The 21441-nt window shown below is 74.0% G+C and carries 14 protein-coding genes; 11 read left to right on the top strand and 3 right to left on the bottom strand.

What is annotated here, in order from left to right; translation table 11 throughout:
• Positions 1-197 precede the first annotated feature (197 nt).
• From ACWCQ1_RS02085 to ACWCQ1_RS02055, 7 genes are all read left to right on the top strand, one after another.
• A complete protein-coding gene (locus tag ACWCQ1_RS02085; RefSeq protein ID WP_451025642.1) occupies positions 198-1652 on the top strand; it encodes a hypothetical protein in 1455 nt (484 codons plus the stop codon).
• Positions 1653-1665: 13 nt separating this feature from the next.
• A complete protein-coding gene (locus tag ACWCQ1_RS02080; protein WP_358603892.1) occupies positions 1666-2712 on the top strand; it encodes a glutamate ABC transporter substrate-binding protein in 1047 nt (348 codons plus the stop codon).
• A 57-nt stretch (positions 2713-2769) separates the two neighbouring features.
• On the top strand, positions 2770-4107 hold the full coding sequence (locus tag ACWCQ1_RS02075) for a hypothetical protein (RefSeq protein ID WP_358603889.1): 1338 nt from the start codon (positions 2770-2772) through the stop codon (positions 4105-4107).
• 16 nt (positions 4108-4123) lie between these two features.
• Positions 4124-6613, top strand: coding sequence for a serine/threonine-protein kinase (locus tag ACWCQ1_RS02070; protein WP_358603886.1), 2490 nt, complete (start codon positions 4124-4126; stop codon positions 6611-6613).
• A complete protein-coding gene (locus tag ACWCQ1_RS02065; RefSeq protein ID WP_165954704.1) occupies positions 6614-7927 on the top strand; it encodes a protein phosphatase 2C domain-containing protein in 1314 nt (437 codons plus the stop codon).
• A gap of 98 nt (positions 7928-8025) precedes the next feature.
• Positions 8026-9372, top strand: coding sequence for a vWA domain-containing protein (locus ACWCQ1_RS02060; RefSeq protein ID WP_133040930.1), 1347 nt, complete (start codon positions 8026-8028; stop codon positions 9370-9372).
• Between the two features lie 67 nt (positions 9373-9439).
• Complete coding sequence (locus tag ACWCQ1_RS02055; protein ID WP_358603882.1) at positions 9440-11026, top strand: FHA domain-containing protein; 1587 nt, start codon at positions 9440-9442, stop codon at positions 11024-11026.
• Between the two features lie 126 nt (positions 11027-11152).
• On the opposite strand, the gene ACWCQ1_RS02050 is transcribed toward ACWCQ1_RS02055, so the two are convergent.
• Positions 11153-12142, bottom strand: a complete 990-nt coding sequence (locus ACWCQ1_RS02050) for a methyltransferase domain-containing protein (RefSeq protein WP_358603876.1) — start codon at positions 12140-12142, stop codon at positions 11153-11155.
• Positions 12143-12240: 98 nt separating this feature from the next.
• Here ACWCQ1_RS02050 and ACWCQ1_RS02045 point away from each other — a divergent pair, with 98 nt between their 5' ends.
• The 4 genes from ACWCQ1_RS02045 (at position 12241) to ACWCQ1_RS02030 (ending at position 20348) form a co-directional block, all read left to right on the top strand.
• Positions 12241-12654 (top strand): globin, encoded by a 414-nt coding sequence (locus ACWCQ1_RS02045; protein WP_358603873.1) that lies wholly within the window; start codon positions 12241-12243, stop codon positions 12652-12654.
• A 204-nt stretch (positions 12655-12858) separates the two neighbouring features.
• Positions 12859-16545: an FtsX-like permease family protein gene (locus tag ACWCQ1_RS02040; RefSeq protein WP_451025641.1), complete on the top strand. Its 3687-nt coding sequence runs from the start codon at positions 12859-12861 to the stop codon at positions 16543-16545.
• A 1-nt stretch (position 16546) separates the two neighbouring features.
• Positions 16547-19264 (top strand): ABC transporter permease, encoded by a 2718-nt coding sequence (locus ACWCQ1_RS02035; RefSeq protein ID WP_451025640.1) that lies wholly within the window; start codon positions 16547-16549, stop codon positions 19262-19264.
• A gap of 127 nt (positions 19265-19391) precedes the next feature.
• Positions 19392-20348 carry an ABC transporter ATP-binding protein gene (locus ACWCQ1_RS02030; RefSeq protein WP_451025639.1) on the top strand — a complete coding sequence of 319 codons (957 nt, stop codon included), beginning with the start codon at positions 19392-19394 and terminating at the stop codon, positions 20346-20348.
• Positions 20349-20360: 12 nt separating this feature from the next.
• Here ACWCQ1_RS02030 and ACWCQ1_RS02025 read toward each other — a convergent pair whose 3' ends face one another.
• Both ACWCQ1_RS02025 and ACWCQ1_RS02020 read right to left on the bottom strand, forming a co-directional pair.
• Positions 20361-21032 (bottom strand): hypothetical protein, encoded by a 672-nt coding sequence (locus ACWCQ1_RS02025; protein WP_358603861.1) that lies wholly within the window; start codon positions 21030-21032, stop codon positions 20361-20363.
• Positions 21029-21436, bottom strand: a complete 408-nt coding sequence (locus ACWCQ1_RS02020) for an acyl-CoA thioesterase (protein WP_133040923.1) — start codon at positions 21434-21436, stop codon at positions 21029-21031. Before ACWCQ1_RS02020 ends, ACWCQ1_RS02025 begins: the two co-directional genes overlap by 4 nt.
• Between the last annotated feature and the right edge of the window lie 5 nt (positions 21437-21441).

Genomic DNA, 21441 nt, shown 5'->3' with positions numbered 1-21441 from the left:
ATCCCGGTCGTCCCGCACGGGAACCGATCGGATTCCGTCGGCGTATTCATGGGCAGGGGGTGGTGCGGGACGCTGTGTCGTGCGCCGGTGGGACGGCGAAGGCACTGCGATCCGATCAAGATCCCGTGAAGGCCGGTGCGGATGTCGGCCCCGGCGGTGATACTTGCGGCGAAGGATGACCATGGGGGAGGTCAACAGTGACACACCCGCCGAAGAGCAGCGCGGCGCCACCGGGATCCGGTGTGCCCACGATGCCGGCCGTACCACCGCAGCCGGGCCCGCCCGAACCCCCCACCCCGCCGGGCCCCGCCGCCGTACCCGAGCCGGGTGCCGCGCGCCGTACCGCCTTCGCGGAGGGCGTCGACCGGTTGCGCGCGGCCGCCACCACCGAACCGGGGCGGCTGCGCATCATCGGCGCGCTGCTCGCCCTGCTCGTCGTCGCCTTCGGCGCGGTCACCGCCTGGCAGATGACGGACCGGTCGAACGCCGCGAACGACGTCCTCACCCGCAGTCAGCCGCTCAGCTCCGACGCGGCCGACATCTACCGCTCCCTCGCCGACGCCAACACGGCCGCCGCCAGCGGCTATCTCGCGGGCCCGCAGGAGAAGCCCCAGGTGCGCAAGGGGTACGAGACCGACATCCGCACGGCCGCCGACAAGCTCGTCACGGCCGCCTCCAACTCCGACCCGGGCTCCGCCTCGGAGACCGCCATCTCCCAGCTCAACGAGCTGCTGCCGCGGTACAAGGGCCTGGTCGAGACGGCCCGCGCCAACAACCGACAGGGTTACCCGGTGGGCAGCGCCTACCTGCGCGCGGCGAACGAGATGATGCAGCACCAGATGCTGCCTAAGGCCCAGTCCCTGTACGACCGGGAGAACCAGCGGCTGAACTCCGACTACGCGGCCGCCAAGGCCTTCCCGTGGGGGGCGATCGGCCTCGGCGTCGTCGTCCTGGCCGCGCTGGCCTGGGCCCAGCGGCGCAACTTCCTGCGCACCAACCGGGTGCTCAACCAGGGCCTGGTCATCGCGTCGGCGGCCTCCGTGGTGGTCCTGCTCTGGCTGGTCGTCGGCCACACCGTCGCCCGTATGGGCCTGGACACCTCCTACGACCACGGCGTCCGTTCCCTGAACGTCCTGCACGACGCCCGGATCGCGTCCCTGACCGCCCGCAGCGACGAGAACCTCAGCCTGATCCGCCGCGGCGCCGACACCAAGGCCGTGGGCGAGACCACGGTGGACGCGTACTCCTGGGGCTACGACGACCAGATCGGCAAGCTCGCCAAGGCCCTGAACAAGGCGGACGGCCTCGCCGACGACTCGGCGGGCAGGAAACCGGTGAAGGACGCCAACAGCTTCATGCAGGCGTGGAAGGACCGGCACGGCGTCGCCCAGAGTCTGAACGACAAGGGCGAGTACCAGCAGGCCCGCGACAAGGTCATCGGCGTCGGCAAGGACCCGACGAGCGTGTGCTTCGACAACGTCGACGCGGCCATCAAGCAGGCCCTCGACCATGAGCAGCACGAGTTCAAGCAGGCCGCGAGCGGCGGCCGGGACGCGCTGACCGGACTGCCGTACGGCGCCGCGGTCCTCGCCGTCCTCGGCGCGACGGGCGCGGTCCTCGGCATCGGCCGCAGGCTGTCGGAATACCGGTGAGGGGGGCGCGACCATGAACGCACAGCGTGTGACACGGCGTCTGCGTCTGACAGGGCGTCTGCGGTCCGGTCTGCGGGGCTGGGGCGGGGTCGGCGCGATGGCGGCCGTCTGCGCCCTCGCCGTCGCCTTCGCCCTGCTGCTGCCGCTGACCCAGTCCGACGGCGCCGCGAGCGATGGCGGGCAGCGCCTCGCGCACGGCACCCAGGCGAAGGCCGAGGACTGCAAGGACCCGCAGAACCAGAGCCTCTCGCCCTCCGGCGGTGACGGCAGCACACCCGATATCGACAGGATCAAGAAGGCGCGCCGGCTGATCGTCGGCGTCGACACCAACAGCTACCGCTGGGGCTACCTCAACCCCAACAACGTCAAGGGCGAGCTGGAGGGCTTCGACATCGACCTGGCCCACCAGATCGCCAAGGACCTCCTCGGCGACCCGGGCCTCGTCTCCTTCAAGGCCATACCGACCAACCAGCGCATCCCGGCGATCCAGCACGGCGAGGTCGACATGGTCGTGCGCACCATGACGATCACCTGTAAGCGGCTGGGCGACGTCGCGTTCTCCGCGCCCTACTTCAGCACCGGCCAACAGGTCCTCGCCCCCAAGACCTCGACGATCACCGGGTACGACGATTCCCTCGCGGGCAAGAAGGTCTGCTCGGCCGAGGGCTCCACCGCCTACGACAACCTCAAGGCGGACCGGGGGGCCAAGATCCCCGCCTCCACCGACATCTCCACCCAGGTGCCCAACCAGCTCGACTGCCTGGTGAAGCTCCAGCTCGGCGAGGTCGACGCGGTGGTGACCGACGGCGCCCTCGCAGCCAGCCAGGCCGCCCAGGACCCCACGGTGGAGCTCAAGGGCCGTCCGTTCACCCACGAGTACTACGGCGTGGCGATGAAGAAGGGCTACGACGATCTGGTACGCCAGGTCAACCGGACGCTGGAGAACTACATCAAGAGCGGCGGCTGGCAGGCGTCGTACGCGAAGTGGCTGCACCCGACCCTGGACCAGCCCGGCCAGAAGTCGGACTCGGCGACCCCTCCCGAAGCGCACTACAAGTGACCGACCATCGAGACTGACAGGCAGCACCCGGACCACGACAGCAGCGAGAGGTGATCGATGGGCGTCACGGACCCCGCCGGGCCGGTGATGGACCGGGACGAGGTGGACCGTGCGCTGGCGCGGCTCGGCGCGGAGCACGAGGCGATCGAGACCTCGCTGCTCGCCCTGCAGGACCACGCGGGCCGCAGGCTCCTGGAGGGCGCCGAGCTCACCGGCGTCACCAAGGAGCGCTGGACGACCGCGGAGGCGTCCATCACGCTGCTGTGGGCGTACTTCGACGCGTACACCGACACCCTGCGCTCGGCCCGGGACATCCGTTCCCGGCGCCGCTGGTCCAGCCGCGAGGACCTCGTGGAGCTGACCGAGCTGCTGCGCGGCGCCTCGGTCACGGTCGCGGGCTCGACGACCGCCACCGCGAACGCGCCGACACTGCACGGCGCTCCGGGCAAGCTCAGCGAGCAGTTCTCGCTCTCCGAGCTGGTCGACCGGATGAACGAGCTGTACGCGACGAGCCTGGACATGGTCGTCGCCGCCGACGCGGTCTGGTCGGCGCTGCCCGCCCGGATCGATTTACTGGCCGCCGAACTCCAGCGCACCCGCAAGCTCGCCCACTCCGTCGGCGTACGCCCCGGCGAGCATCCGGCCGGCGACGACCTGGAGCGCATCACCCGCACCCTGACGTCCCTGCGCGAGCAGGTGATCTCCGATCCGCTCGCCTACTGGGTCCCCGCGCAGGGCAGTTCGGCCCCGGGCGGCGGCCGCCCGGACACCACGGTGTACGACCGTGAGGCGCGCGCCCTGGAGGACGTGCGCCGGGAGATCGACGCCGTGCTCACCGTCCGCCAGGACGCCGAGCAGCGGCTGGTGAAGCTGCGGGACGTGCTCTCCCGCGCGGACCGCACCCTCGCGGAGGCGCGCACCGCGCGCGGGGAGGTCCTGGCGAAGATCGCCGCGACGGAGGTGCCGGTGGTCAGCGGCCCGCCGACCGCGCTGCAGGAGCAGCTGGCGGCGGCCGCCGAGTACCGCAGACACGCCCAGTGGCACCGGCTGTCCCCGCTCCTGGAGTCACTGGAGCAGAAGGCGGAGGACGAACTGCTGCGCGCCCGCGAGTCGTTGACCGCGGTCACCGCTCCGCTGGCGGTCCGCGCGGAGCTGCGCGGCCGGCTCGACGCGTACAAGGCGAAGGTGGCCCGGCACGGGCTCGCGGAGGACCCGTTCCTGATCGAGCGGTACGACGCGGCCCGGCGCATGCTGTGGAGCGCGCCCTGCGACCTGCGGGTCGCCGAACAGGCCGTGCTGCGCTACCAGCGGGCGGCCGCCGAGGCCCTGGGCGGCCCGCGCGTGCCGGAGCAGGGCACACCGTGGGATCGTCAAGATCACAAGGGTGAGTCGTGATGAGTCGGGGGGAGTCATGAGCCAGGCACAGCAGACCTGTCAGCGGCCCGACTGCGAGGGCACGTACGAGGACGTCGGCGGCGGCGCGCTGTACTGCGACACCTGCGGACACGCGCCGGTCGTCTCGGGCGACGGCATGGTCTCCTCGCCCGCCACCGGCATCACCGGCGGCGGCAAGGGCTCGCAGAGCAGCGGCAGTTCACGCTCCAGCAGCCGCAGCTCCCGTACGTCCTCGCAGTCGTCGAAGTCGCGGCGCTCGGTGTCGGGACGCCTGTCGCGCTCCCTGTCCGGCAGGACGACGGGCCGATCGGTGTCGGTGCGCAGCTCCGGCTCCGCCACCAACACCTCCGGCCGGGGCCGGCTCGGCGCCGGCCTGGTGCAGGTGCCGGACGTGCCGCGGCCCGACCCGCGCGCGATGGTGCAGGACAACCCCGAGGTGCCCGAACGCAAGCGGTTCTGCTCACGCTCCGACTGCGGGGCGCCGGTGGGCCGTTCGCGCGGCGACCGGCCGGGCCGCACCGAGGGCTTCTGCACCAAGTGCGGGCACCCGTACTCGTTCGTGCCGAAGCTGAAGGCCGGCGACGTGGTGCACGGCCAGTACGAGGTCGTGGGCTGTCTGGCGCACGGCGGGCTCGGCTGGGTCTACCTCGCCGTGGACAAGGCGGTCTCCGACCGCTGGGTGGTCCTCAAGGGCCTGCTGGACACCGGCGACCAGGACGCGATGGCCGCGGCGATCTCCGAGCGGCGCTTCCTCGCCGAGATCGAGCACGCCAACATCGTGCGGATCTACAACTTCGTGGAGCACCTGGACCAGCGCACCGGCTCCCTCGACGGCTACATCGTCATGGAGTACGTCGGCGGCAAGTCCCTGAAGGAGATCGCCAACGGCCGCCGCACGCCCGACGGCAAGCGCGACCCGCTGCCGGTGGAGCAGGCGTGCGCGTACGGCATCGAGGCGCTGGAGGCGCTCGGCCATCTGCACAGCCGCAACCTGCTGTACTGCGACTTCAAGGTCGACAACGCCATCCAGACCGAGGACCAGCTCAAGCTGATCGACATGGGCGCCGTGCGCCGCATGGACGACGACGAGTCGGCGATCTACGGCACGGTGGGCTACCAGGCGCCGGAGGTCGCCGTGGACGGCCCCTCGGTCGCCTCCGACCTGTACACGGTGGCCCGCACGCTGGCCGTGCTGACCTTCGACTTCCAGGGCTACACGAACGTCTTCGTGGACTCCCTGCCCGACCCGGACAACATCGAGGTCTTCCGCCAGTACGAGTCGTTCTACCGGCTGCTGGTCCGTGCCACCGACCCCGACCCGGCCCGCCGGTTCGCCTCCGCGCAGGAGATGGCCGAGCAGCTGACCGGCGTGCTCAGAGAGGTCGTGTCGCTCCAGACGGGCCGCGCCCGGCCCGCCCTGTCGACCCTGTTCGGACCCGAACTGCGCGTCACGGACACGGAGTTGTTCCCCAAGCTGGAGGGCGACGTCTCCCGGCTCGGGGCCCGCGCCGTGCAGCCGAAGAAGACGCAGCACTCCCAGCTGTCGGCCACCCCGGGCGGCGGCCCGGGCATCGTCAAGCCGGTCAACTCCCCCGCCGCCGCCCTCGCCCTGCCGGTCCCCCGGGTCGATCCCGCCGACCCCAACGCCGGCTTCCTCGCGGGGCTGCTCGCGACCGCGCCCGCCGAACTGCTCGGCGCGCTCGCGGCGGCGCCCTCGTCCTCGGTGGAGACCCGGCTGCGGCAGATCAGGGCCTGGCTGGAGAACGGCGACTCCGAGGCGGCGCTGACCTCGCTGACCACGCTGGAGGAGGAGCGGCCCGACGACTGGCGGGTGGTCTGGTACCGGGGCGTGGCCGCGCTGGTCACCGACGACCACGAGGGCGCCGCGCTCGCCTTCGACGCGATCTACGACGCCTTCCCCGGGGAGACCGCGCCCAAGCTGGCCCTCGGCCTGTGCGCGGAGGTGCTCGGGCAGCTGGACAACGCGGCCGAGTACTACCGCCTGGTGTGGTCGACCGACCCGAGCTGTGTCAGCGCCGCCTTCGGGCTGGCCCGGGTCCAGCTGGCCGGCGGCGACCGGCGCGGTGCGGTGAGGACGCTGGAGTCGGTGCCGGAGTCGTCCATCCACTACACCGCCGCGCGCGTGGCGGCCGTACGGGCACGGCTGCGTCAACGCACGGCCGTCGCCTCCGACGCGCCGTTCCTGGAGGATCTGACGGCCGCCGCCGGGCAGGTCGAGGCGCTGGACGCGTACGGTCTGGACCCGGCCCGCAGGGAGCAGTTGTCCGCCGAGGTCCTCGGCTCGGCGCTGGACTGGATACTCTCCGGGGGCCAGGGTTCCGCGCCGGCCGGACGGCGCGTGCTCGGCAACGACCTGGACGAGCGGGGACTCCGCTTCGGCCTGGAGCGCTCGTACCGCACGCTGGCCCGGCTGGCGCGGGGCGGCGAGGAGAGGATCGACCTGGTGGAACGTGCCAACCGTTACCGCCCCCGGACGTGGGTGTAGTTGATGTCGCAGATGCCCCAGCTGTCCGCCTGCCCGAGCTGCGAGTGGCCGCTCGAGTCGGGTGACCGTTTCTGCGGTGCGTGCGGATTCGACCTGTCCGCGGTGCCGCCGCGGCCGGACGACCATCCCACGATCGCGCTCAACGGCTCACCGCCCCCGGGCGAGGACGTGAACTGGCCGACCGTGCCCGCACCGGGCGCCGACACCCCCGCGGCCACGCATCTGCCCACCGATCTGCGCGGCACGGACTCCGGCGGCGGACCGCTGCCCCCGGAGCGGCCGACCGGATCGCCGGTCTCCCCCGCCTCCGGCGTGCGCTTCGACCGGCCGCCGGAGCCCGACGAGTACCCGCTGCAGGCCCCCGACCCGCGCCTGGCCGACCTAGCGGCGGGCGGGGAGGCCAAGCTGTGCGTGGCCTGCCGCGCGGGCCGGGTGGACAGCGACGGCTACTGCGAGAACTGCGGGCACGCCCAGCCGCGGGAGCGCGACCACATGGAGCAGGAGTGCGGCCCGGCCGCCGCCGTCAGCGACCGCGGACTGCGCCACCACCGCAACGAGGACGCCTTCGGCATCGGCCACACCGCCCTGCCCGACGGCACCCCCGCCACGCTCGCGATCGTCTGCGACGGCGTCTCCTCGGCCACCCGGCCCGACGACGCCTCCCTCGCCGCCGCCGACGCCGCGAGCGAGTCCCTGCTGGCCGCGCTGCCCCGCGGCACCCACCCGCAGCAGGCGATGCACGACGCGATCGTCGCCGCCTCGCACGCGGTCAACGCCCTGGCCGCCGAGCCGGCCACGGCCCGCGAGCACTCCCCGCACCAGAACGCGCCCGCGTGCACCATCGTCGGCGCGGTCGTCACCGCCGGTCTGCTGGTCGTCGGCTGGGTCGGCGACAGCCGTGTCTACTGGGTGCCGGTGGACCGCACCTCACCTCCGGCCCGGCTCACCGAGGACGACTCCTGGGCGGCGCAGATGGTCGCCGCGGGCCTGATGAACGAGGCCGAGGCGTACGCCGACGAACGCGCCCACGCGATCACCGGCTGGCTCGGCGCGGACGCCTACGAACTGGAGCCGCACACCGCTTCCTTCAAGCCGGACCGGCCGGGTGTAGTGGTGGTGTGCACGGACGGGCTGTGGAACTACGCGGAGGCGGCGGAGGAGATGGCCGAGGCGCTGCCCGCCGACGCCGCCGTGCGGCCGCTGCACAGCGCGCAGGTCCTGGTCGGTCACGCCCTGGACGGCGGGGGCCACGACAACGTAACAGTGGCCCTCGTGCCGTTCCCGGCCGTGTCCCAGGGGGCAGGATCGGCCTGAGGCCGTTCACGGGGAGGTCTCGGCGGACCGGAGGGGACCGGTCCGCATACAGTCGTCGCCTCGCGGACGCGGGGTTCTCGAGGGGGATTTGAGTACGCATGGCCAATTTCTCGAAGTCCAACGTGCCGACGTTCTCGATGGACGTGTACCAGAACGAGTACCTGCCCGAGGGCGGCCGGGAGGTCAACGCGATCGTGACGGTGACCGCGACCGGCGGCGGCACGCTCGGCAGCGCGGTCGCGGCGCCCCATCTCTACTCGCGCGGCCAGGGTCCGTCCGCGGCGGTGGCGGTCATGGTCGACTGCTCCGGCTCGATGGACTACCCGCCGACCAAGATGCGCAACGCCCGCGACGCCACGGCCGCGGCCATCGACACCCTGCGCGACGGGGTGCACTTCGCGGTCATCGGCGGCACGCACGTGGCCAAGGAGGTCTACCCGGGGGGCGGCCGGCTCGCGGTCGCCGACGCCGGCACCCGGGCCCAGGCGAAGGAGGCGCTGCGCAAGCTGAGCGCGGGCGGCGGCACGGCCATCGGCACCTGGCTGCGGCTGGCGGACCGGCTGCTGTCCACCGCCGACGTCGCCATCCGGCACGGCATCCTGCTCACCGACGGCCGCAACGAGCACGAGTCCCCGACCGACCTCAAGCGATCGCTCGACGAGTGCGCCGGACGGTTCACCTGTGACGCACGGGGCGTGGGCACCGACTGGGAAGTGAAAGAAGTCACAGGGATCGCCTCCGCCCTGCTCGGCACCGCCGACATCGTCGCCGACCCGGCCGGTCTCGCCGCCGACTTCACGCAGATGATGGAGAAGGCGATGGGCAAGGAGGTCTCCGACGTCGCCCTGAGGGTGTGGACGCCGGTGGGCACCACCATCAAGTTCGTCAAGCAAGTGGCGCCCACGGTCGAGGAGTTGACCGACCGCCGCACCGAGGCCGGCCCGCGGGCGGGCGACTACCCCACCGGTTCCTGGGGCGACGAGTCCCGCGACTACCACGTCTGCGTGGAGGTCCCGTCCGCCGGCATCGGCCAGGAGATGCTCGCCGCCCGGGTCTCCCTCGTCATCCCGCAGCCCGACGGAAGCGCCGAGAACCTGGGCGCCCAGGGCCTGGTACGGGCCGTGTGGACCGACGACATGGCGGCCTCGACGTCGATCAACCCGCAGGTCGCCCACTACACCGGGCAGGCCGAACTGGCCCAGGCCATCCAACAGGGGCTGGACCTCCGCAAAGCGGGCGATTTCGATGGAGCCACGGCCAAACTGGGCCGGGCCGTGCAGCTCGCCAGCGCCTCCGGAAACGCGGATACTGCGAAACTGCTTGCGAAGGTGGTGGACGTCGTCGACGCCGCGACGGGTACTGTGCGACTGAAGGCGAAGGTCGAGGAGGCCGACGAGATGACTCTCGAAACCCGGTCCACAAAGACTGTTCGTGTAAAGAAGTGACGTATCACCCGCCGAGTACGACCCTCCTACGACCGTAGGACCCTGAAGGAGAGGGGGAGGCGCCGACATGCCGACCTGCCCGAACGGACACCAGTCGGGTTCCGACGACTGGTGCGAGGTCTGCGGTCACCGCATGGCCGGTGCCGTGCCTCCGCCCCCGCCGCCGCCCCCGGGCGGTGGCTACGGCTTCCCGCCCCCGCAGGGCACCCAGCCCGGCGGGCGTCCGCACCTGTCCGCGGTCCCCGACCCGGAGCCGGAGCTGTGCCCGCAGTGCCGTACGCCCCGCGAGGGCGGCGCGCCCTTCTGCGAGGAGTGCCGGTGGAACTTCCTCACGAACACGGCCACCTCGTACACCCCGGCCGCCCCGCGCCCGCCGGCCCCCGGCCCGAACGTGCGCTACCAGCAGCAGCCGCCCGGCCCGTCGTACGGCGGCGGTGACTCGTACGAGTACCAGAGCTCCCGCCCGTCGCAGATGAACCGCCCCGCCGAACCGATCCCGCCCTTCGGCAGCGAGCCCTCGGGCCCGACCCCGTTCGGCAACGACCCGCGCCCGGGCGGCCCCGGCGGCCCGTCGGCCTTCGGCAACGACCCGCGGCCCGGCGGCCCCTCCGGCCCCTCCGGCTTCGGCAACGACCCTCGCCCGGGAGGCCCGTCGGGCCCCTCCGGCTTCGGCGAGGACCCGCGCCCGGGTGGCGGCCCTTCCGGTTTCGGCAACGACCCGCGGCCCGGCGGTCCGGGTGGCGGACCGTCCCCCTTCGGCAACGACCCCCGCCCCGGCGGCCCCTCCGGCTTCGGCGACGACCAGCGCCCCGGCGGTGGACCGTCCCCCTTCGGGAACGACCCGCGCCCCGGAGGCCCCTCCGGCTTCGGCAACGACCCGCGTCCCGGTGGACCGGGCGGCCCCGGCGGCCCGTCCAACTTCGGTCCCGACCCGTCCCGTCCGGTCCCGCCGCCGCCCGGCCCGACGCCGACCACCGCTCCCGGTGGCCCCGGTGGCGGTCCGCAGGGGTTCCAGGCCGGCCCGGCGGCGCCGCCCGCGTTCCCGCAGGAGACGCGGCGGCCGCAGCAGGGCGGACCGTCCTTCGGCGGCGGTGAGGACGACTGGGTGATCTCCCCGCCGTCCTCCGGCCCCGGTGCTCCGGGCGGCCCCGGGCGTCCCGGTGGAGCGGGCGGCGGCTACGGCTACCCGCAGCCCGGCTCCACCCAGGCCCCGCCCGGCCCCGGCTACGGGCGGCCGCAGGCGGGCCCGGCGACCTGGACGGCGACCATCGGTCCGGACCGCGAGTACTTCATGGCGATGATGCAGCGCTCCGGCCCGGAGGCCGCGGGCCTGAACCTGCCCGCGTACTCGCCCGAGCAGCAGCGCACGCTGTCCGGCAACCAGATCACCATCGGCCGCCGCCGGCACTCCACCGGCGACACCCCGGACATCGACCTCTCGGTGCCGCCGGAGGACCCGGGCGTCTCGCACCAGCACGCGGTGCTGGTCCAGCAGCCGGACGGCAGCTGGGCGGTCGTCGACCAGAACTCCACGAACGGCACGACGGTCAACGGCTCCGAGGAGCCGATCCAGCCGTTCGTACCGGTCCCCCTGGTGGACGGCGACCGGGTCCACGTCGGCGCCTGGACGACGATCACGATCCGCAGGAGCTGAGCGCTCCGCTGGACGTGCCGGATGCGTCGTCGGCCGTCCGCGGCGCCGTCGTGGCCGGTCGCGCAGTTCCCCGCGCCCCTTCGGGGGCGCTGCCGAACCGCGGCGGACTTCACCAGGTCCGCCTGGTCACCGGCTCGGGAGGGGCCAGACGTACGGCCCCTCCGGGTCGTCCAGCCAGGCCCACTCCCCGCCGTCGCGGATCGTGACGCCGTAGCGGTCCCGGGTGGGCCGGCCCTCGCGCTCCCACAGGGTGTACGCCTCCTGGGGGCCGAGGCCGCCATCGGTCAGGGCGAGCAGGAAGCGGAAGAGGTCGTGGTACCTGGCCCGGCGCGGGATCCCGTCCAGCGGGGCCGGCTCCGGCTCGGGGCGGCCGTCGCCGCGCAGGGGCACGAAGTAGGCGGCCGTGTCCAGGAAGCGGCCCTCGGCGCATCCGGTGTCCCGGACGGTCAGCGCGAGCAGTCCCGTCGCGAGCGGGGTCAGGATCCGGGCGCCCGGAGCGCACTGGGTGACCCAGGCGGACGGGACCGAGGTCAGCGTGCAGGTGGCGATGATCCGGTCGAAGGGGGCCCGCTCGGGCACTCCGCGCGCCCCGTCGCCGGTCACGACGAGCGGGTGGTACCCGGCGGCGGCCAGGTGCCGCCGGGCCGCGTCCGTGATGTCCGGGTACAGGTCGACGGTCGTGACCAGGTCGTCGTCGCCGAGCCGGTGGGCGAGCAGGGCCGCGTTGTAGCCGGTGCCGGTGCCGATCTCCAGGACCCGGTCGCCGTCCTCGACCCCGAGCTCGGCGAGCATCCGTGCCATGAGCGAGGGCTGGCTGCTGGAGGAGATCAGCTCGCCGTCGCGCAGCCGGGTGGCCAGCGGGGTGTCCGCGTACGCCCCGCGCACCCACTTCTCCCGGGCCGGCGCATCCGGGCTCTCTCCCCAGCGCCGCTCGTATCCGCCGCGGACGCCGACGTAGTAGTACGGCACGAACAGATGCCGGGGCACCGCCTCGAACGCCTCCCGCCACACCGGATCACCGGCCCAGGCCCCGCTCGCCTCGATCTCCCGCACCAGCGCGGTCCGCGCGGAGTGGGCGATGTCGTCCAGGTCCTTGTCGAGAGCGTGCGTGCCCATACGTCCACTGTGCTGCGGGACGCGGCGCGAGGCGAGTACCGGCGCCGGCCGGTCCGCCGGTCCTAAGGCTCGAGTCCTGGTTCCCGGCGTCTGAGAGCATGGAGGGCGTGAAAGAGATCCGGCGCGGCACGCTTCAGACGCAGACCTTCTACGAGCAGGTCGGCGGGGAGGAGACCTTCCGCCGCCTCGTGCACCGCTTCTACGAGGGGGTGGCCGAGGATCCCGTCCTGCGGCCCATGTACCCCGAGGAGGACCTGGGCCCGGCCGAGGAGCGGCTCACGCTGTTCCTGATCCAGTACTGGGGCGGTCCGACGACGTATAGCGACAACCGCGGCCACCCCCGGCTGCGCATGCGCCACGCCCCCTTCGTCGTGAACCGCGAGGCCCATGACGCGTGGCTGCGGCACATGCGCGACGCCGTGGTCGAGCTCGGTCTGTCCGAGGAGCACGAGCAGGAGCTGTGGCGGTATCTGACGTACGCGGCCGCCTCGATGATCAACGCTCCCGACTGAGAGCGATCAACTCCCCGGACTGGGCATGCTCGACTCCTCGGGCTGAGGATGATCAACTCCCCGGATTGAGGATGATCAGCCCTCCGGACTGAACCGGTCACGATCCGGTCAAGTTCGATCTACAAGCGCTTACCCCGCACCCCGCCCCTCTGACAGCATCGGCCGGAGGTCTGGACAACTTCCGGACGGCCACGGGGGGTCGGGGTGACGGCGTTGGGGGCGGTGACGCGTCTCGTCCTGCTGCGTGCGCGTGCCCACCGTCTGCTGCTCGCCGCCGCGCTCCTGACCGTCCTGCTGACCACGGCCGTCCTGGCCGCCCTCACCGCCTACGCGGGCGCGATCGGCGACGCGGCCCTGCGCCACTCCCTGCAGAGCCCCCGGAACGCCGCGGACAGCGCCCTCGTCGTCAAGGCCCAGGTGCCCGTCGACCGCCGTGAGGCCGCCGACACCGCCGTACGGCAGGCGGCGCGGCACGTCTTCGCCGGCCTGCCGGTGACCGTGAGGACGCTGGTGCGGTCGGGCCCCTACGCACTCCCCCGCTCGCTCCAACCGCCGTCCGAGCGGTCCGGGGACCCCGCGCTGACGTACCTCGCGGCCCTGGACGCGACGCAGATCCGGATCGTCGAGGGCCGGGCGCCCCGCGATGCCGCGCAGGGGGTGGAGGCGGCCCTTCCGGAGACCGCCGCCCGGCGACTCGGCCTGAGACCGGGCGCCCGCCTCGCCCTCGTCGACCGGCTCGGCGGCCCCAAGGTCCGGGTCACGCTGACCGGCGTGTACCGGCCCCGGGTGGCGGACGCGCCGTACTGGCAGCTGGACGACCTCGGCGGGCGGGGCGTCAAGACGGTCGACTTCACGACGTACGGCCCCCTGCTCGCCGCCCCCGACGTGGTGACCGGCGGCCGGGTGAGCGCCGGTCAGTCGGGCTGGCTGGCGTCCGCCGACTTCTCACGGCTGACGCCCGCGAGGATCGGTGAGCTGCGCAGGGCGGCCCGTTCCGGCGGCGCGGCCCTGCGCGGGCAGTCCGCGCTCGGCGGGACCACGGAGGCGGACACCGGCCTGCCCGACGTCCTCGACCGGGTCCAGCGCTCGCTGCTCGTCTCCCGTTCGACCCTGCTGATCATCGCGCTCCAGCTCGGCCTGCTCGCGGGCTGCGCGCTGCTCCTGGTGGCCCGGCTGCTGAGCGCCGAACGCAGCGCGGAGACACGGCTGTTGCGGGCCCGCGGCGCCTCGCGCACCCGGATCGCGTCCCTCGCCGCCCTGGAGGCCTTGTTTCTGGCCCTGCCTGCCGTGGTGTGCGCCCCGCTGCTCGCGGCCCCGCTGACCCGGCTGCTGGCGAGGCAGGGGTCACTCGCCCGGATCGGACTGCACCTGGACGTGCCGGCAGGCGGCCGGCTCGGGGTGTGGCTGGTGGCAGCGGGCGTGGCATTGGGCTGCGCATTCGCGGTGACGCTACCGGCACTGAGAGCAGAGGCATCCCCGCCGCGTGCACTGCCGGGCCGGGGACGCACGGGCGTGGGCACGCCTGCGCGACGGGGTCGGGGGCGCGGGGGCGCGAGTGCGGGTTTGCGGCTGGGACGGCGGCGCACGGACGCGCCTGCGGGTTGGGGGGCGGGACGGCGGAACACGGGCGCGAGTCCAGCTCTCCGGCCGGGACGGGGGCGCGCGGGCGCGAGTTCACGTCTCCAGCCAGGACAGGGGCGCACGGGCCCGAGTGCAGGTCTCCCCCTGGGCAGGACGCCCACGGACCTGAGCACAGACCTCCCACCGGACAAGACGCCCACCGGCCCAGGCGCAGACCTCCCACCGCGCAAGACGCCCACCGGCCCGAACACAGACCTCCCACCGCGCAAGACGCCCACGAGCCCGAGTACAGGCCCCCGGCCGGGGCGGAGCCGCACCGGCGTCGATCCCGGGCCGCGGCCGGGGCGGGCGCCGGTACTGCCCGGTTCGGTGCGGGGCGGTGCGGATCTGGGGCTGCTGGCGGTGGCCGGGGTGGCGTACTGGCAGCTGGGGCGGCAGACCTCCGGCGCGGTGCCCCCCGCCCGCTCCGGCACCCTCGGCATCGACCCGCTCCTCGTCGCCGCGCCCGCACTGGCGCTGCTCGCCGGAACGGTGCTCACCCTCCGCCTGCTCCCGCTCGTGGCCCGGCTCGCCGAGCACCGCGCGGCCGGCGGGCGCGGACTGACGGCCGCGCTGGCCGGCTGGCAGCTCAGCCGCCGCCCGATGCGCGGCGCGGGCCCGGTACTGCTGCTGATCCTCGCCGTCGCGCTCGGCATGCTCGCCATCGGCCAGGGCGCCTCCTGGACCCGCTCGCAGAGCGATCAGGCCGACTTCACAGCGGGCGCGCCGGTCCGTGTCCTCGGCGCCGGCGAGGCCGGCCCCGGCCGCACGGAGGCGTACGCGGCCCTGAGCGGCGTACGCGAGACCGCGCCCGCCGTACGCGCCGAACTCCCGCTCTCCGGCGACCGTACGGCCGATCTGCTCGCCCTGGACACCGCGCACGCGGCGGACATGATGCTGCTGCGCCGGGAACTGTCCCCCGAGCCGGTACGGCCGCTGCTCGCACCCCTGGGCCCGAGGACAGCGACGGCGGGAGCCCCAGTGCCCGCCCAGACCACCCGGTTGGACGTGACGGCGACCCTGCGCGGCTCAGGCGGCACCGGCACCTCGGCCGACGTGACGGCCACCCTGGAGGACGGCTACGGCACCCCGTACGCGGTCCCGGTGGGCGAACTCCCCGCCGACGGCCACCCGCACACTCTCGAACTGCCGCTTCCCGGCGGGCCGTTGAAGCTCACCGGCCTGCAACTGGTCGTATCGGTACCGCGCGGCCGGGCCGAGCAACACCGGCTCACGATCGGCGAGTTGACGGCGAAGTCGGCGGACGGGTCGGCAAAGAGGATCCCGCTGCCCACGTCCTGGAAGGTGTCCTCGTCGAGCGACGGGAACGTGTCCTCGCCCGACCAGAGGACCAACCCGACGCGTCCGACGGTGAGTTCGTCGCCGCTGACGGTCGCGTACGGCACCGGGTACGTGCCGGTCGACGAACCCTGGGCCTCCGCCTCGCTGACGGTCCGGGCGCAGGTCGCGCAGGCCGCGCCGCCCGAGGTCACGGCCGTGGCGACCGACCGCTTCCTCGCCTCGGCCGGCGCGCACACCGGACAACGGGTGGACGTGACCCTGTCCGGCGAGACCGTGCCGGTGCGGATCGTGCGCTCCGTACGGGAGTTGCCGACGACGGGCGACGCGGACGGGGGCGCGCTGCTGGTGGATCTACGGGCGGTGAACCGGGTGCTGGAGTGGCGGTACGGGGTGAGTGTGACGCCGACGGAATGGTGGCTGCGGACCGACCCGGGCGCCACGGGCCGGGTCGCCGCGGCCCTGCGCGCCCTGCCCGACCTGGACCCCTCCCAGGTCGTCGTACGCGACGAGACGGCGGCGCAGCTGCGGGACGATCCGTTCGGCGCGGGCCCCGAGGCGGCGTTCGCGGCGGCGGCCGGGGTCGCGGCGGCCCTTGCCGCGGTCGGCTTCGCGGTCAGCGCGGCGGGCTCCCTGCGCGAGCGGGGCGCCGAACTCGCGGTCCTGCGCGCCCTGGGCGCCCCGCGCCGCCGGCTGGCCCGCATGATCGCCGTCGAGCAGGGCGTGCTGGTCGCGCTGGCGCTGGTGGTGGGAACGGCGCTGGGGACGGCGCTGGCCCGCGCGGTGATCCCGCTGATCGTCCTGACGACCGAGGCGACCCGCCCCGTGCCGGGCGTCCTGGTCCGGCTGCCGGTCGGGGACGTGGCGGTGCTGCTGGCCGCGGTGGCGGTGACGCCGCTCGTGGTGACGGCGGCGCTGGCGGTGCGGCGCGGGGACCCGGTGGTGTCGTTGCGGGAGCAGGGAGGCGAGTGACATGAACTCGGTGCCGGCTCCCTGGGTGCGGACGCGACTGCGCACCGCCCCCGTCGCCGCTCTCGCGCTCGCGCTGCTGGTGGCGGTGACCGCGTGTCTGGCGGCCGCGCTGCCGCGGGCGGTCGACCGCTACGAGGACGCCGGTCTGCGCCGGTCGGTCGAGCGGGCCCGGCCGCAGGCCACCAACGTGGCCGTGTTCGCCGAGCCGCCCTCCCCCTATCTGTCGCAGCAGCGACGGGAGTTGGCGCTGAGCCCCGGACGGATCGGCATGCAGTACGCGGAGCTCCTGCGTGCCGTCCCGCGCCCGCTGGTCGCCGACCGCGCCCAGTCGACGTACGGCGTGCGCACCGCCGTACCGCTGCAGGTGCCGGATCTGTGGCTGCCGCGGCCGAGCGGGCTGCCGGCACAGTTCTCCCTCGCCGCCCAGCAGGGCGTCGGCGCGCACGCCGAGAAGGTCACCGGCCGGCTGCCGCGGGCCACGGCTCCGGTGACGGCGCAGACCCGTGACGTGGAGGCGGCCGTCACCGCCGAGACCGCCAAGTCCCTGCGCATCACGGTCGGTTCGGTGATCCACGTACCCGGTGAACGGCGTCCCGCCCTCGCCGTGCACATCACCGGCATCGTCACCCCGCGCGACCCGCAGGGCCCGTACTGGGCCAGTCAGCCCCTGCTGCGCACGCCCAGCCTGAACCGTGTGCCCGGCGGGGGCGCCGACGCCGCCCAGTACTGGCTGGGCGCCCTGCTGCTGGCTCCCGAGGCGGCCCCGGCGCTGCTGGGCACACCCTCGGCAGCATGGCGTTACTGGCAGTTGGCCCCGGCGGACCTCCATCTGCACGCGTACCAGGTGGACCGCCTCCGCTCGGCCGTCGCCTCCCTGGAGTCGGGCCCGGCCCTGCGGCAGGTGCGCGCGCTGACCGACATGTCGGCGACCGTGAACACCGGCTTCGACGATGTCCTCGGCTCCTTCACCGGTCTGCGCGACGGCGTCCGCCCGCTCGTCGCCGTCGCCGCCTTCGGCACGGGCACGGTCGCCGTGGTCGTGCTGCTGATGGCGGGCGGTCTCGCCGCGGACCGCCGCCGCGCCGAACTGACCCTGCTGCGCGCCCGGGGCGCCTCCCTGCCCGGCCTCGCGGCCCGTCTGCTCGCCGAGACGGCCGTCGTCGCCGTCCCGGCGGGCGCCCTGGGCCTCGCGACCGCCCTGCTCGCCCTCCCCCACGCCCGCACCGGCCAGGCGGTCGCGTCCGCGGCGGCCGCCACCCTGCTGGCCTGTCTCACCCTGCCGCTGCGCGCGGTGGCCGCACACCACGCCGTACGGATCCACGCGGATCGAGGGGACGTCACGGCCGTACGACCGTCCCGGCGCCGCACGGTCGCGGAGCTGACGCTGCTCGTGGTGACCCTGGGCGCGGTGGAGACCCTCCGCCGGCAGGGCACGGACGGCGATCAACTGGCCGCGCTGGCACCGGTGTTGGTGGGGGTGGCGGCCGCCCTGTTGCTGGTGCGCCTCTACCCGCTCCCGCTGCGCGCCCTGGCCCGCCCGGCCGCCCGGCTGCGCGGCACGGTGGCCCACCTGTCCCTGGCCCGGGCGGCCCGCACCTCCGCCTCCACGGCGCTCCCCCTGCTGGCGCTGCTCACGGCCCTCACCACGGCGGCCTTCGGCGGCTCGGTCCTGGCCGGCGTCCACGCGACCCGCGACCGGGCGGCCCTCCTCACGGTCGGCGCGGACGCCCGCGTCGAGGCGGCGACGGGCGCGCTGCCGACGGCTCTGCCGGACCGGGTCCGTCGGGCGCCGGGTGTGCGGGGGACGGCCTCGGTGAGCATCGAGTACCAGGCGAAGCCCGGCGACCAGAGCACCTCGGTGCCGCTGGTGGGGGTGGACCCGCGCAGTTACGCCGGGTTGGCGTCCCGGACGGGGCTCGGCGCCTTCGGCGAGGGCGAGTTGACGGGCCGCTCGGCGGACGGCACGGTCCCGGCGCTGGCCTCCCCCTCCGTCGCCTCGCGCTACGGCACCCGGCCGCTCGCGGTCCGTCTGGAGGACGGCGGCACCATCACCGTCCGCATCACGGCGGTCCGCTCCCGCACGCCCGCGGTGATCGGCGACGACTTCCTGGTGGTGAACCGCACGGCCCTGACGCACGCCACCCGCCGTCCCACCGCCCTCCTCCTCACCGGCCCGCACCTCGACGTCCCCGCCCTGCGCCGGGCCGTCGGCAACGCGGCGCCGCTGCAACTGCGTTCCGCCGAACGCGCCCGCTACGCCGACTCCCCGCTCCAGTCCGGCGCGGAACACGTCTACACGGCGGCGGTGGCGGCGGGCGCGGGTTACGCCGTCCTGTCCCTCCTCCTGACGCTCCTGCGTACGTCCCCCGAACGCACGGCCCTGCTGGCCCGGTTGCGCACGATGGGACTCCCCCGTTCCGCCGGCCGCCGTCTGCTGGTCCTGGAGTCCTTGCCGCAGGCGGGGCTGGCGGCGCTGGGCGGCACCCTGACGGGGTGGGCGACGATCCGGCTCCTGTCCCCGGGGATTGACCTGACGACGGTGGCGGTGGCCGGCCACCAAACCCCGGTCGGAGACGCGGCGTTGCGCACGGACGTCTTCTCCCTGGTCCTCCCGGCGGTCACGATCGTGCTGGTGACGGTGGGAGTGGCGGGAGTCCAGGCGTGGTGGACGGGGCGGCAGGGGACGGTCGGGGAGTTGCGGGCGGGGGACGCGCGATGAGTGGTGCCCTTCGGATGACGAGAGGTGCTCTTCGGATGACGAGAGGTGGCCTTTGGATGACGAGAGGTGGCCTTCAGATGACGAGTGGTGGCCTTCGGATACCGACGCCGACAGCTGGGAGCGTGTGATGACAGGGACCGACCCCACCCTCGCCGATCTCGCGGCCCGCGCCCGGTCCGCCCGTGAGCAGCCCGTCTACGGCCAGGACGCGCTCATCACCTGCGACCGGCTGGTCCGCATCTTCTCCACGGACGGCATCGAGGTCCAGGCACTGCAAGGCCTCGACCTCCTCGTGCAGGAGGGCGAACTGATGGCCCTGGTGGGCGCGTCCGGCAGCGGCAAGTCCACCCTCATGAACATCCTCGCCGGCCTCGACACCCCCACGGCCGGAGCCGCCCGCGTCGCCGGGCAGGACCTCCTCACGATGACCGCGAAGGACCGCCTCACCTACCGCCGCAGCACCGTCGGCTTCGTCTGGCAGCAGACCTCCCGCAACCTCCTCCCCTACCTCACCGCGGCCCAGAACATCGCCCTCCCGATGCAGCTGGCCGGCCCGGGCAAGCGCCGCAAGCAGGCCGAACGCGCCCTGGAACTGCTGGAGTTGCTGGAGATCCCCGACTGCGGGGACCGCCGACCGCACCAGCTCTCCGGCGGCCAGCAGCAACGCGTGGCGATCGCCGTGGCCCTCGCCAACGACCCCGCGGTCCTGCTCGCCGACGAACCCACCGGCGAACTCGACTCCCACACCGCCGAGCAGGTCTTCGCCGCGTTCCGCACCGCCAACGAGCGCCTCGGCACGACGATCGTGATCGTCACCCACGACCAGGCCGTGGCCGGGGAGGTCCGCCGCACGGTCGCCATCCGCGACGGCCGCACCTCCACGGAGGTCCTGCGCCGCAGCGAGGTCGACGAGACCACCGGGCACGAGACGGTGGTCGCCCGCGAGTACGCCATGCTGGACCGGGCGGGCCGCCTCCAGCTGCCCGCCGATTACACACAGGCCCTGGGCATGCGCGACCGCGTGGCCCTCGAACTGGAGCCGGACCACATCGCCGTATGGCCGGACGACAGCGACCGGAAGTGAGGCGGTGGACGGTCAGCGGACGCTGACGTCCAGCGCGCCGAGTCCCGCCCGCCGTACGGCGATCGACCCGTAGGGGGTCCGCAGCCGCAGCCACGCCCCCGAGGAGAACAACGCCGGTTCGATGCCCCCGGCGCGCAGGAACCCCAGGGACTGGGCCGCGTGCACGGCCCGTACCGGAAGACGGGTGTCACCGACCGTGCGGGACCATATCTCCCGCCCGATCCGGTCGAGTTCGGCCCGGTTACGCCGCTCGGGCGCCAACTCCTCGGTCCGGGACCGGAATTCGGCGACCGCGGCGGACACCATGGCCCGCAGCGCGTCCGGCGCCGGCAGTCCCGGCTCGGGCCGCCAGCCACCGCGCGGGGGCAGCACTCCCGCCCACGGCGGCCCGGTCACCGCGTCCGGGACGACGGCCGTGGCCGCCGACTCGTCCACGGATTCCAGGAGTTCACCGGCGGAGACGGTCACGTCCAGGGTGACGTCCAGCCCGTTCTCGTACGGCTTCGCGAGCCGCACCGCACGGATCGCCAGCACCTCGAAGGACGGCGGCCGCCCGAAGACGGCGAGCGCGGTGCCGGCGGCCTGCAGACGGACGGCGGCCCCGCGGTCGTAGTGCAGCAGCCGGGAGAGGAAGGCCGCGAGGTCCGCCGCCTCCCCCTCGTCGGCGAGGTGGAGCACCGTCATGCGGCGACGGCCTCGTCGTCGTCCCGGTACTCGCTGAGGAACTCGCGCTCCTCGGCGGTGAGCCGGCGCGGCCGCTCGTGCTCGAAGTCGAACGGCACGACCACCGTCGAGGCGCGCACGTAGACCAGGTCGTCGTCCTTCACCTCGTAGGAGATGGTGAAGGACGCGGCCCGGATCTCCGTGACCCACAGCTCGATGTCCACCGGGTGGTGCCGGTGGACGAGCTGGCGCTTGTAGTCGATCTCATGGCGCGCCACCACGGACCCCTGCTTGAAGTCCTTCTCCGGCCGGAACAGGAAGTCGATGCGGGCTTCCTCCAGGTACCGGATGAAGACGGCGTTGTTGACATGGCCGTAGGCGTCCATGTCCGACCAGCGCAGGGGGCAGCGGTAGATGTGGCGCAAGACCG

The sequence above is a fragment of the Streptomyces sp. NPDC002144 genome (assembly GCF_053593695.1).
The sequence above is the reverse complement of the archived record's forward strand: the minus strand, read 5'-3'. Positions and strand labels throughout refer to the sequence as shown.

Bases quoted from the DNA above. Each gene is read 5' to 3' on its own strand.
- ACWCQ1_RS02080 (WP_358603892.1), top strand. From the start codon at position 1,666: ATGAACGCACAGCGTGTGACACGGCGTCTGCGTCTGACAGGGCGTCTG.
- ACWCQ1_RS02075 (WP_358603889.1), top strand. From the start codon at position 2,770: ATGGGCGTCACGGACCCCGCCGGGCCGGTGATGGACCGGGACGAGGTG.
- ACWCQ1_RS02070 (WP_358603886.1), top strand. From the start codon at position 4,124: ATGAGCCAGGCACAGCAGACCTGTCAGCGGCCCGACTGCGAGGGCACG.
- ACWCQ1_RS02060 (WP_133040930.1), top strand. From the start codon at position 8,026: ATGGCCAATTTCTCGAAGTCCAACGTGCCGACGTTCTCGATGGACGTG.
- ACWCQ1_RS02055 (WP_358603882.1), top strand. From the start codon at position 9,440: ATGCCGACCTGCCCGAACGGACACCAGTCGGGTTCCGACGACTGGTGC.
- ACWCQ1_RS02050 (WP_358603876.1), bottom strand. From the start codon at position 12,142: ATGGGCACGCACGCTCTCGACAAGGACCTGGACGACATCGCCCACTCC.
- ACWCQ1_RS02045 (WP_358603873.1), top strand. From the start codon at position 12,241: ATGGAGGGCGTGAAAGAGATCCGGCGCGGCACGCTTCAGACGCAGACC.
- ACWCQ1_RS02035 (WP_451025640.1), top strand. From the start codon at position 16,547: ATGAACTCGGTGCCGGCTCCCTGGGTGCGGACGCGACTGCGCACCGCC.
- ACWCQ1_RS02030 (WP_451025639.1), top strand. From the start codon at position 19,392: ATGACAGGGACCGACCCCACCCTCGCCGATCTCGCGGCCCGCGCCCGG.
- ACWCQ1_RS02025 (WP_358603861.1), bottom strand. From the start codon at position 21,032: ATGACGGTGCTCCACCTCGCCGACGAGGGGGAGGCGGCGGACCTCGCG.